We start from the raw sequence: 10669 nt of genomic DNA, 5'->3' as shown, positions 1-10669 counted from the left end.
AATTATCATACAGAACAACTACCTCAACGAATAATATGTATAAAAAAACCCAGTAATGGTATCCATCACTGGGTTTCGAATTTCATCAAACGCAATAAACTTAGTTGATTTCGATTGGAGCAAAGCTCTTAATTAAATCATCAAGTTGTTTAATTTGCGCTAAGAATGGCTCAAGCTTATCTAGTGGGAATGCAGATGGACCATCACATAGTGCCTGATCAGGTGTTGGGTGCGCTTCCATAAATAGGCCAGCGATACCTGTTGCAATACCAGAGCGAGCTAGATCAACAGTTTGCTCACGACGACCGCCTGAAGCAGCACCTAGAGGATCACGACACTGTAGCGCATGGGTTACGTCAAAGATAATTGGGCTGCCTTTTGATGCTTTTTTCATTACATCAAAACCAAGCATATCAACCACTAGGTTATCATAACCGTGTAGTACACCACGCTCACATAAGATCACATTGTGGTTGTCACATTCCGCGAATTTCTCAACGATGTTACCCACTTGACCTGGGCTCATGAACTGTGGTTTTTTCACGTTGATCACAGCACCTGTTTTCGCCATCGCTTCAACAAGATCGGTTTGACGTGCAAGGAATGCAGGAAGCTGAATTACATCAACCACATCAGCAACAGGTTGTGCTTGTTCACGCTCGTGAATGTCAGTGATGATTTTTACACCAAACGTATCTTTGATCTCTTGGAAAATCTTCAGACCTTCTTCCATACCAGGACCACGGTATGAATGCACAGATGAACGGTTAGCTTTATCAAACGACGCTTTAAATACGTAAGGAATACCTAACTTTTCAGTAACCTTTACGTAGTGCTCACAGATTTGCATCGCTAAATCGCGAGACTCAAGCACGTTCATACCGCCAAATAGGACAAATGGCTTATCATTCGCTACATCAATGTCGCCAATGCGAACAGTTTTTTGTTCCATCATATTCGTTATTCTCTTTTAGTGCAGAGTCAAAGGCTCATCAAAGAGCGTCTCTACTTGCGTTTTGAGTAAATCGGCAGCCGGATCTTCAGGACATTGTTCAATAAAATATGAATAATCCATCGCAGCAGCATGACTACAGTCGAGTTGCTGATAAATATAGCCACGGTCACGGATCTCATGAGGATCACCCGGGCTAAATAACAGCGCTAAATCACTACAACGTAAAGCGTCTGTGAAATGCTCTTCTCGAAGCAGCGCACTTTTCATCACAGTTAACCAACGAACAAGAATTTCGTGATTCTGCTGTGTTTTTAAATATTCTGGCTTTAATTCAGTAAACGGGCCGCGATGACCAATCAACCAACTGCGTAAAATATGAGTACTAACAAACTCACCATCAAACGGGTTGATGTATTGCACATCCCCTTCCGGCCACGTTGCCTTTAATAAAAATTGCGTCGGGAAGCCTACACTTTCTACTGGTAGATCAAGATGCTGTGCTAGATAAACGAACAGTGCACCTAAGCTAACAGGGATCCCTTTACGGCGCTCCAATACCTTATCTAAGAATGCATTATCTGATGAAAAGTATTGCTGATGATCGCCTTGAAAACCCCACTCACGATAAAATAAGCGTAATAGTCCTTCTAAACGAAGGCGAGGATCGAGCTCCTCCATTAACGCATGCTCGGCTTCTTGAGCTAATTGAGATAACTTTAATTGCACCCAATGGGCTGGAAATTCAGGATCAATTTCCGCCATCATCTCAATAGCCCCGTCCACTAACGGGCGAGAATTGAGTTCATCTTCATTAAACTGCATCATGATCTAACCTAACTTAACCGAAAATCGACGTCTTAGTGATCGCCAATTGTGCAGCTAAAAATACCCAACCCAACGCGCCTAAAAAGGCAAACGTCTTAAAGACTTTATTCTTACCCATGTGTAGCGTGACATAACCAAGGGCAATGTAAGCCAACACACAAGTCAGTTTTTCTGTTAGCCAGCCATTTGCTGCAGTAAACGGCATAAAACCAGTAATAAAGATAAGTGCCACACCTGATGCTAATAAAATCGTATCAACAATGTGAGGAGTCACTTTAAAAAACTTTTTATTCAGCAGTGATGAGTTTGCCATCATCATGATATAGCGGGTTACGAATAACAGCACACTTAGTGCAATGGCCACTAAATGAATGTGTTTCATCGCCATATACATCATCATCTATTTTTCTCCTTGCCAGCAACCCATCGTTACTCGATCGAGTCCTGCATAATCTTGACTGGTAGAAATTTGTTGGTATCCAAGCTGCGCTAAAATTTCACGTACTGCAGAGCCCTGCTCAAAGCCGTGCTCCATTAATAACCAACCACCGATTGCCAAGTGTTGTCGTCCTTGATCGCTGATAATACGAATATCAGCCAAACCGTTATCGTCAGCCACTAACGCACTCTTAGGTTCAAAACGAACATCGCCTTGAACAAGGTGCGGATCGGCTTCATCAATATAAGGCGGATTACTCACAATCACATCAAACATTTCATTTTGTTGTAACGGTGAGTACCAACTACCCGCTAAAAAACGAGTATTTGAAATTGATAAACGTTGGCTATTTTCCAGCGCTAAATCAGCTGCTTCTTGGCGTAAATCGATGCCTGTTACCTGCAACATTGGACATTCAGATGCAATCGCTAAAGCAATGGCACCTGTACCTGTGCCTAAATCCAATACTTTAGTGGCTGACGCTGAAATTTTTTCTAATGCCAGTTCAACTAAACGCTCAGTATCAGGACGTGGGATCAATGTTGATGGTGAAACCTTTAATGACAGTGACCAAAACTCACGTTCGCCAATAATGTAAGCCACAGGCTCACCATTAATACGACGGGTGACTAACGCTTGAAATGCCTCATATTGAGCATCATCAAGTTGTTTTTCTGGCCATGTCAGTAAATAGCTACGCGGTTTATCGAGTACGTGACATAGCAAAACAGCACTATCTAACTGCGGGCTATCTGAGCCCGCCGTTGATAATTGTGCTGTTGTTTGTTTTAAAACCTGTTCAATGCTACGAGGCATTAGTTTTGCTCAGCCATTGCAGCAAGCTGATCCGCTTGGTGCTCTTGTAGAACAGGTTGAATTAGTGCGTCTAGATCGCCTTCCATCACTTCATTTAAACGGTAAAGTGTTAGGGTAATACGGTGATCCGATACACGACCTTGTGGGTAGTTGTAAGTGCGGATACGGTCAGAGCGATCACCTGAACCTAATAGGTTACGACGAGTGCTCGCTTCTTCTGCATTACGTTTTTCTTCTTCCGCTTTAATGATACGCGCAGCAAGTACCGACATCGCTTTTGCTTTGTTCTTATGCTGTGAACGCTCATCCTGACATTCCACCACAATACCTGTTGGTAAGTGAGTAATACGAATAGCAGAATCTGTGGTGTTAACGTGCTGACCACCCGCTCCTGATGAACGGAATGTATCGATTTTCAGATCGCCAGCGTTAATTTCTGGAATTTCAGCTTCTGGCACTTCAGGTAGTACCGCAACAGTACATGCTGATGTATGAACACGGCCTTGAGATTCGGTTGCAGGAACACGTTGTACACGATGACCGCCTGACTCAAACTTTAAGATACCGTACGCACCTTCACCGTTCACTTTTGCGATCATTTCTTTGTAACCGCCTTGCTCTGCACGGTTTTCGCTGATCACTTCTACACGCCAGCCACGACGCTCTGCGTACTTGCTGTACATACGGAATAGATCACCGGCGAAAATACCGGCTTCATCACCGCCAGCACCAGCACGAATTTCCACGAAACAGTTGCGATCATCGTTTGGATCTTTTGGCAGCAATAGCACTTGAAGTTCATCTGCTAGACGCTCAATTTCAGCTTTCGCTTCTTTGATCTCTTCTTGTGCCATTTCACGCATTTCTGCGTCGTCTTCTTGTGCCATCTCTTCAGCAGCAACTAAATCTTCTTTCGCTTGTTGGTAAGCTTGGAAACACTTAGTCACTTCTTCTAGCTGTGAGTATTCTTTCGATAACGCACGAAAACGGTTTTGATCCGCAAGTACATCCGGATCACCAAGGAGATGTTGAACTTCTTCATAACGTTCAACAAGAGTTTCTAATTTAACTAAAATTGATTGCTTCATAATCTTCTAATCGTGCTTAGCGAAAGCCAAAGGCGATCAACTACTAATCGTTATAGGAATCCAGACCGAGAGCTTCACGGATCACCACTAATTTGTCAGACTCGCCATTTTTAGCGACCTGCTGCATAGCTTTGGTTGGAGCATGGATAAGCTTATTGGTCAGTTTGTTACTGAGCTCTGCTAAGGCCTTCTCAGGGTCGGTACCATTAGCAATGGCTTGGAGGCTACGTTGTAGCAACTCCTGTTTAATTTGGTCGGCAAATTGACGATAATCACGAATACTATCAACAGCTTCTAGTGAGCGTAGCCATTGCATAAACGCTGCACTTTCTTCACTTACAATGGCTTCAGCCTGAATAGCCGCAACCTTACGCTGCTCACGGTTCTTCTCTACAATCGAGTGAAGATCATCAACAGAATATAAGTAAGCATCGTTCAATTCGCCAACTTGTTGTTCAATATCACGTGGAACAGCAATATCAACCAACAGCATAGGCTGGTGACGACGTTGCTTCAGTGCCGCTTCGACCATGCCTTTACCAACTATCGGTAATGGACTCGCCGTTGAGCTGATCACAATATCTGCTCGGTGAAGATGCTCAGGAATTTCTTCTAAGCTGATCACCTCAGCACCGAATTCACGCGCAATACCTTCAGCACGCTCACGAGTACGGTTAGCCACAATTAAACTGTTACAGCCCTGTTCAACAACATGACGAGAAACTAATTCAATCGTTTCACCCGCACCTACCAGTAAAATAGTAACACCGGATAAAGACTCAAAAATTTGGCGCGCTAAAGAACACGCAGCATAAGCCACAGATACGGCATTACCACCAATATCTGTTTCCGTACGTACGCGTTTCGCTACTGTAAAGGTTTTTTGAAACAGCTTTTCTAAGGTGCCACCTACTGCTTCAATGTCTTTTGATTCCGAATAAGACTGCTTCACCTGTCCTAGGATTTGCGGCTCGCCCAATACTAACGAATCTAGGCCACAAGCAACACGCATTAAATGACGTGCTGCTGCTTGCTCTTCATGAAAGTACAGGCTTGGCATCAGTTCTTCGGCTGTGATCTGATGAAATTTGGTCAACCAGTCAATGATCACACCCGGCCCTGACTGTGAAATTTCACAGTAAACTTCAGTACGGTTACAAGTAGAAACAATAACCCCACTTAATACCTCAGGGTGGTTTTTCAGCTGCTGCAACGCCAAAGTGAGCTTTTCAGGAGAAAATGCCACTTTTTCACGTAAATCAACAGAAGCTGTTTTGTGGTTGATTCCTAATGCAAGCAAGGTCATGGAGACGGTGTACCCACTTCGCCGGTGAAAAAAATCTAAGAGGGGGGATTTTACTTGATGCCCTGACGTAATAAAAGGTAGCTGACGAAATCAATCAATAATGATGGCATTTTTCTTGCCTTAATCGCCTAATATCCCCATTATTTTTGGTTATTATTTGGCTTTAATTAAAATAATCGCTATTGTTTTGGCTCATTCTTATTACGAGCTTTCATCATGAGATTACGTAATTTAGCCTTTATCGCTATCACGCTTGCCTTATTATCAGGCTGTGCACAAACGCCGAAAAACACCCAAAAAGTAGATTGGGAAACCCATCAAACCCAATTAAAACGCCTCACCGATTATCAAGCGAAAGGCGTGTTTGGTTATGTAAGTCCAGAGCAACGTGTATCACTGACATTTAACTGGAAAAATCACAACGATGAATACCAGTTAATTCTGACTAAAATGTACAAAACCGTGCTGAATTTAGACGCTAAGCCTAATAGCGTAACCTTAGTTGACCCAGACGGGAAAACCTATCACGGCACCGATGCAACGCAACTAGTACAACAGTTAACTGGCATTCAATTACCGCTTTCACAAATGCGAGATTGGTTAATCGGCTTACCAACAGGTGCTGATACTTACCAATTGAATAACAACGATCAAGTTGCTTATTTAGCTAAAGACATTAACGGTCAGGTATGGGAAATGCATTACAACACGTATAATAGCCAAAGCCCTGCATTACCAACCCAAATGGTGCTAAATCAAGGCAAACTCAAAATTAAAATTAAAATTTCGCACTGGTTAGCTAACTAATTTGTAAGAAATTTTACCGTTATTCTCAAAAATACGAGCACTGCATGAGTCAAAACATCCCTTTTGATGTTGCTAGCCAATGGCCAGCACCCGCTAAACTCAATCTATTTTTATACATCACGGGTCAACGCCCAAATGGCTATCACGATCTGCAAACCCTTTTCCAATTTGTGGATTACGGTGACACCCTCACGATCACACCACGCCGTGATAACCAACTCCTTTTAACACCAGCAATTGAAGGTGTTAAAACAGAAGATAATTTGATCTACCGAGCAGCTGAAGCACTGCGTCAAGCCGCTAACTGTGAGTTAGGTGCAGAGATCCATATAGATAAGATTCTCCCTATGGGTGGTGGTCTTGGTGGCGGATCTTCTAATGCAGCAACCACACTCGTCGCCCTTAACCATTTATGGCAAACCAACCTTTCTGTTGATGAATTGGCTGAAATCGGTTTGAAATTAGGTGCCGATGTACCCGTTTTTGTCCGTGGTTCCAGTGCATTTGCTGAAGGTGTTGGTGAGAAATTACAGCCCGCAGAACCCGACGAAAAATGGTTTTTAGTAGCCAAACCCGATATTAGCATCGCAACTGTTGATATTTTCACCCATCCCGACCTTCCACGAAATACAAAAAAACGCAGTCTGTATGCCCTGTTACATGGCGTTTACGAAAACGATTGCGAGAAAATTGTAAGAAGTCTTAATCCCGAGGTTGATCAGGCGCTTTCGTGGCTGTTAGAATACGCGCCATCAAGATTGACCGGCACTGGCGCTTGTGTATTTTCGGAGTTTAATACGCAGGAAGAAGCCAACGCAATTTTGAAAATTTTACCTGACTGGCTCCACGGATTTGTCGCAAAAGGTGTCAACACGTCTCCTCTTATGACAGCCTTAGCCGCACATTCTACGGATTGTCAGTAATTACAACTTGGACGCAACCTGAGGTTTACACCGTGCCTGATATGAAGCTGTTTGCTGGTAACGCAACACCAGAACTAGCCCAACGCATCGCTGATCGTCTTTATATTTCATTGGGAGATGCAACGGTTAACCGTTTCTCCGATGGTGAAGTATGTGTACAAATTAATGAAAACGTACGTGGTAGCGACGTATTCATTATCCAATCAACTTGTGCACCAACGAACGACAACCTAATGGAACTGGTTGTTATGATCGATGCACTACGCCGCGCTTCAGCTGGCCGTATTACAGCAGTAATTCCATACTTTGGTTATGCTCGTCAAGACCGCCGCGTTCGCTCTGCTCGTGTGCCAATCACTGCAAAAGTAGTTGCTGATTTCCTTTCTAATGTGGGTGTTGACCGTGTTCTTACTGTTGACCTACACGCTGAGCAAATCCAAGGCTTCTTCGATGTTCCTGTAGATAACGTATTTGGTAGCCCTGTTCTTCTAGAAGACATGCTAGCAAAAGATCTTCAAGATCCTGTTGTTGTATCACCAGACATCGGTGGTGTTGTACGTGCTCGCGCTATTGCAAAACTACTTGATGACACAGATATCGCTATCATCGATAAGCGTCGTCCACGTGCCAACGTATCTCAAGTAATGCACCTAATCGGTGATGTTGAAGGTCGTGACTGTATCATTGTTGATGACATGATCGATACTGGCGGTACGCTATGTAAAGCAGCAGAAGCACTAAAAGAACGTGGTGCGAAACGTGTATTTGCATACGCAACTCACCCAGTATTCTCAGGTAGTGCACTAGAGAACATCCGTGAATCTGTGATTGATGAAATCATCGTAACTGACTCAATTACGTTGACGAAAGAAATCGAAGCAACAGGTAAAGTTTCTGTATTAACACTATCAGGCATGCTAGCTGAAGCGATTCGTCGTATTAGCAACGAAGAGTCTATCTCAGCAATGTTTGAGCACTAATACGCTCAATACGTTAAAAGTAAAACATTAACGTCGCTATTATTTAACGCCTCGCTTTTGCGGGGCGTTTTCTTTTATAAAGCAGCCAAAAATAGCCGTTAAAGCACAGTCGTATCAATTTTACTTAATTTGATATAATATGTGACGCGTTTTGAGCCCGACTCCCAGTAACTCATCACTACTTTCTACACAAGTACAATCGGCATAGTTACTGGCGTATATAACAAGAGAGATAAACGTGAGTAATAATATTCGTTTACTTGTTGGCCTAGCAAATCCGGGTCAAGAGTATGCTAGAACTCGCCATAATGCAGGTGCATGGGTAGTAGAAGAGCTAGCACGCGTTCACAATGTAACGCTTCGCCCCGATCCAAAATACTTTGGTTTAACGGGTCGAATTACAGTCAACGGACAGGATCTTCGCTTATTGATCCCTAGCACTTTCATGAACCTGTCAGGTAAGTCTGTGGCTGCATTAGCAAATTTCTTCCAAATAAAACCTGAAGAAATTCTTGTTGCTCACGATGAACTCGATCTCCCTCCGGGTGTTGCGAAATTCAAAAAAGGTGGCGGTCACGGTGGTCACAATGGCCTTCGCGATATCATCAGCAAAATGGGCAACAATAAAGATTTCTATCGCTTGAGGATCGCTATCGGTCATCCAGGCGATAAAAACAAAGTCGCTGGCTACGTACTTGGTAAAGCACCAGCTAAAGAGCAAGAATTAATTGATGCAGCAGTAGATGAATCTGTTCGCTGTATTGATTTATTGCTCAAAGACGGCTTAACAAAGGCGCAAAACCGCCTACATTCATTTAAAGCAGAATAGCCAAGCCAATTCGACTTCTATTTTGCCGCTATAGTACGATCATCCGTACTATAGTTGAGTTGTTACACAGAATAATCACCAAAAGGGTTTTAAACCATGGGTTTTAAATGCGGTATCGTAGGTCTACCAAACGTTGGTAAGTCAACTCTATTCAACGCCTTAACAAAAGCAGGCATTGAAGCAGCAAACTTCCCGTTCTGTACTATTGAACCAAATACAGGTGTAGTACCTGTTCCAGATCCACGTATGGATGCTCTAGCAGTTTTCGTTAAACCAGAACGTATTCTGCCAACGACAATGGAATTTGTTGATATCGCGGGCCTAGTAGCCGGTGCATCTAAAGGTGAAGGTCTAGGTAACAAATTCCTAGCAAACATCCGTGAAACTGATGCCATTGGTCACGTTGTTCGTTGTTTCGAAAACGACAACATCGTACACGTTGCAGGTCGTATCGATCCGCTAGAAGACATGGATATCATCAACCTTGAGCTAGCAATGGCAGACTTAGACACTTGTGAGCGTGCGCTACAACGTCTAGCTAAGCGTGCTAAAGGTGGTGACAACGATGCTAAATTCGAAATCAAAGTACTAGAGAAAATGCTACCTCACCTAACTGAAGGTGGCATGCTACGTGCGCTTGAGCTAACAAAAGAAGAAAAAGCAGCGATTGATTACCTGCACTTCCTAACGCTTAAGCCAACCATGTACATTGCGAACGTAAACGAAGATGGTTTTGAAAATAACCCATTCTTAGACGCAGTGATGGAGCGTGCAGCACAGGAAAATGCTGTTGTTGTTCCTGTTTGTGCGGCAATTGAATCAGAAATCGCAGAGCTTGATGACGCTGATCGTGAAGAGTTCCTAGCTGATCTTGGTATCGAAGAACCAGGTCTAAACCGCGTGATCCGCTCTGGCTACGAGCTACTTTCACTACAAACTTACTTCACAGCTGGCGTGAAAGAAGTACGTGCATGGACTATCCCTGTAGGTGCAACAGCACCAAAAGCGGCGGGTGTTATCCACACTGACTTCGAAAAAGGTTTCATCCGTGCTGAAGTTATCGGCTACGACGACTACATCAACTGTGGTGGTGAAGCGGGTGCTAAAGAAGCAGGTAAATGGCGTCTAGAAGGTAAAGAATACATCGTTAAAGATGGTGACGTTGTTCACTTCCGCTTCAACGTGTAATTTATCACCTGTAAAAAGCATATAAACATTCATAAGCCAGCTGTTTAGCTGGCTTATTTTGTATTTAACAACCAACGTTTCGTAATTCTACCGTCACTAGAATTAATTGATGCACCTCACATTTATCAATATTTTAGGCTGACAAAGTCGATTTCAGTTTGTCATTCGCACACATCGTCCAAATATCCGACGAACAAACGGATTTTCCCGATATTTTCAAAAAAACTGTTGACGGTTTTCGCTGGTATGAGCATAATGCGCCCCGTTCCCGACACAGTGACTCACTAAGAGTTACAGTGATAAATCGGAAAATGGCTACGTAGCTCAGTTGGTTAGAGCACATCACTCATAATGATGGGGTCACAGGTTCGAATCCCGTCGTAGCCACCATTCAATTTTCAACGTAAAATTGAAAGTCAGTTTATTATACTGATAATATGCGGAAGTGGCGGAATTGGTAGACGCACCAGATTTAGGTTCTGGCGCCGCAAGGTGTGAGAGTTCAAGTCTCTC

General features: G+C 43.3%; 11 protein-coding genes and 1 tRNA gene. 6 read left to right on the top strand and 6 right to left on the bottom strand.

The window, feature by feature from the left end; translation table 11 throughout:
* Window positions 1-100: 100 nt before the first annotated feature.
* Genes kdsA through hemA form a run of 6 tightly spaced genes read right to left on the bottom strand, consistent with a single transcriptional unit; the run spans window position 101 to window position 5429 of the window.
* Window positions 101-955 carry a 3-deoxy-8-phosphooctulonate synthase gene (gene kdsA, locus E5A76_RS09940; protein WP_187695615.1) on the bottom strand — a complete coding sequence of 285 codons (855 nt, stop codon included), beginning with the start codon at window positions 953-955 and terminating at the stop codon, window positions 101-103.
* 15 nt (window positions 956-970) lie between these two features.
* A complete protein-coding gene (locus E5A76_RS09935; RefSeq protein WP_053988636.1) occupies window positions 971-1780 on the bottom strand; it encodes a SirB1 family protein in 810 nt (269 codons plus the stop codon).
* 13 nt (window positions 1781-1793) lie between these two features.
* Window positions 1794-2174 (bottom strand): SirB2 family protein, encoded by a 381-nt coding sequence (locus E5A76_RS09930; RefSeq protein ID WP_053988667.1) that lies wholly within the window; start codon window positions 2172-2174, stop codon window positions 1794-1796.
* A gap of 6 nt (window positions 2175-2180) precedes the next feature.
* Complete coding sequence (gene prmC, locus E5A76_RS09925) at window positions 2181-3035, bottom strand: peptide chain release factor N(5)-glutamine methyltransferase (RefSeq protein WP_161118828.1); 855 nt, start codon at window positions 3033-3035, stop codon at window positions 2181-2183.
* A complete protein-coding gene (prfA, locus tag E5A76_RS09920) occupies window positions 3035-4123 on the bottom strand; it encodes a peptide chain release factor 1 (protein ID WP_161118827.1) in 1089 nt (362 codons plus the stop codon). The genes prmC and prfA overlap by 1 nt, the downstream gene beginning before the upstream one ends.
* Window positions 4124-4166: 43 nt before the next feature.
* Entirely contained in the window at window positions 4167-5429 is a 1263-nt protein-coding gene (hemA, locus tag E5A76_RS09915; RefSeq protein ID WP_008986311.1) for a glutamyl-tRNA reductase, read from the bottom strand.
* Between the two features lie 216 nt (window positions 5430-5645).
* Between hemA and lolB the strand changes: the two genes are divergently transcribed.
* From lolB to E5A76_RS09885, 6 genes are all read left to right on the top strand, one after another.
* Window positions 5646-6236 carry a lipoprotein insertase outer membrane protein LolB gene (gene lolB, locus E5A76_RS09910; protein WP_161118826.1) on the top strand — a complete coding sequence of 197 codons (591 nt, stop codon included), beginning with the start codon at window positions 5646-5648 and terminating at the stop codon, window positions 6234-6236.
* Window positions 6237-6280: 44 nt separating this feature from the next.
* The gene (gene ispE / locus E5A76_RS09905; RefSeq protein ID WP_161118825.1) at window positions 6281-7159 is read left to right on the top strand and encodes a 4-(cytidine 5'-diphospho)-2-C-methyl-D-erythritol kinase; all 879 of its coding nucleotides are present in this window, start codon (window positions 6281-6283) and stop codon (window positions 7157-7159) included.
* A 32-nt stretch (window positions 7160-7191) separates the two neighbouring features.
* Window positions 7192-8139, top strand: a complete 948-nt coding sequence (locus tag E5A76_RS09900) for a ribose-phosphate pyrophosphokinase (RefSeq protein WP_005370023.1) — start codon at window positions 7192-7194, stop codon at window positions 8137-8139.
* Window positions 8140-8377: 238 nt separating this feature from the next.
* The gene (pth, locus tag E5A76_RS09895) at window positions 8378-8968 is read left to right on the top strand and encodes an aminoacyl-tRNA hydrolase (protein WP_053988641.1); all 591 of its coding nucleotides are present in this window, start codon (window positions 8378-8380) and stop codon (window positions 8966-8968) included.
* Between the two features lie 96 nt (window positions 8969-9064).
* A complete protein-coding gene (gene ychF / locus E5A76_RS09890; RefSeq protein WP_053988642.1) occupies window positions 9065-10156 on the top strand; it encodes a redox-regulated ATPase YchF in 1092 nt (363 codons plus the stop codon).
* Window positions 10157-10469: 313 nt separating this feature from the next.
* Window positions 10470-10546, top strand: a tRNA-Met gene (locus E5A76_RS09885).
* Window positions 10547-10669: the final 123 nt, after the last annotated feature.

Origin of the sequence: Photobacterium lucens (assembly GCF_009873615.1) — a bacterium.
Classification (GTDB): domain Bacteria; phylum Pseudomonadota; class Gammaproteobacteria; order Enterobacterales; family Vibrionaceae; genus Photobacterium; species Photobacterium lucens.
This window is presented reverse-complemented; position numbering and strand designations above follow the sequence as displayed.

What these genes read in the sequence shown, in the direction of transcription:
- E5A76_RS09935 (WP_053988636.1), bottom strand. Translation starts at nt 1,780, where the DNA reads ATGATGCAGTTTAATGAAGATGAACTCAATTCTCGCCCGTTAGTGGAC.
- ychF (WP_053988642.1), top strand. Translation starts at nt 9,065, where the DNA reads ATGGGTTTTAAATGCGGTATCGTAGGTCTACCAAACGTTGGTAAGTCA.
- ispE (WP_161118825.1), top strand. Translation starts at nt 6,281, where the DNA reads ATGAGTCAAAACATCCCTTTTGATGTTGCTAGCCAATGGCCAGCACCC.
- lolB (WP_161118826.1), top strand. Translation starts at nt 5,646, where the DNA reads ATGAGATTACGTAATTTAGCCTTTATCGCTATCACGCTTGCCTTATTA.
- kdsA (WP_187695615.1), bottom strand. Translation starts at nt 955, where the DNA reads ATGATGGAACAAAAAACTGTTCGCATTGGCGACATTGATGTAGCGAAT.
- prmC (WP_161118828.1), bottom strand. Translation starts at nt 3,035, where the DNA reads ATGCCTCGTAGCATTGAACAGGTTTTAAAACAAACAACAGCACAATTA.
- E5A76_RS09930 (WP_053988667.1), bottom strand. Translation starts at nt 2,174, where the DNA reads ATGTATATGGCGATGAAACACATTCATTTAGTGGCCATTGCACTAAGT.
- prfA (WP_161118827.1), bottom strand. Translation starts at nt 4,123, where the DNA reads ATGAAGCAATCAATTTTAGTTAAATTAGAAACTCTTGTTGAACGTTAT.
- hemA (WP_008986311.1), bottom strand. Translation starts at nt 5,429, where the DNA reads ATGACCTTGCTTGCATTAGGAATCAACCACAAAACAGCTTCTGTTGAT.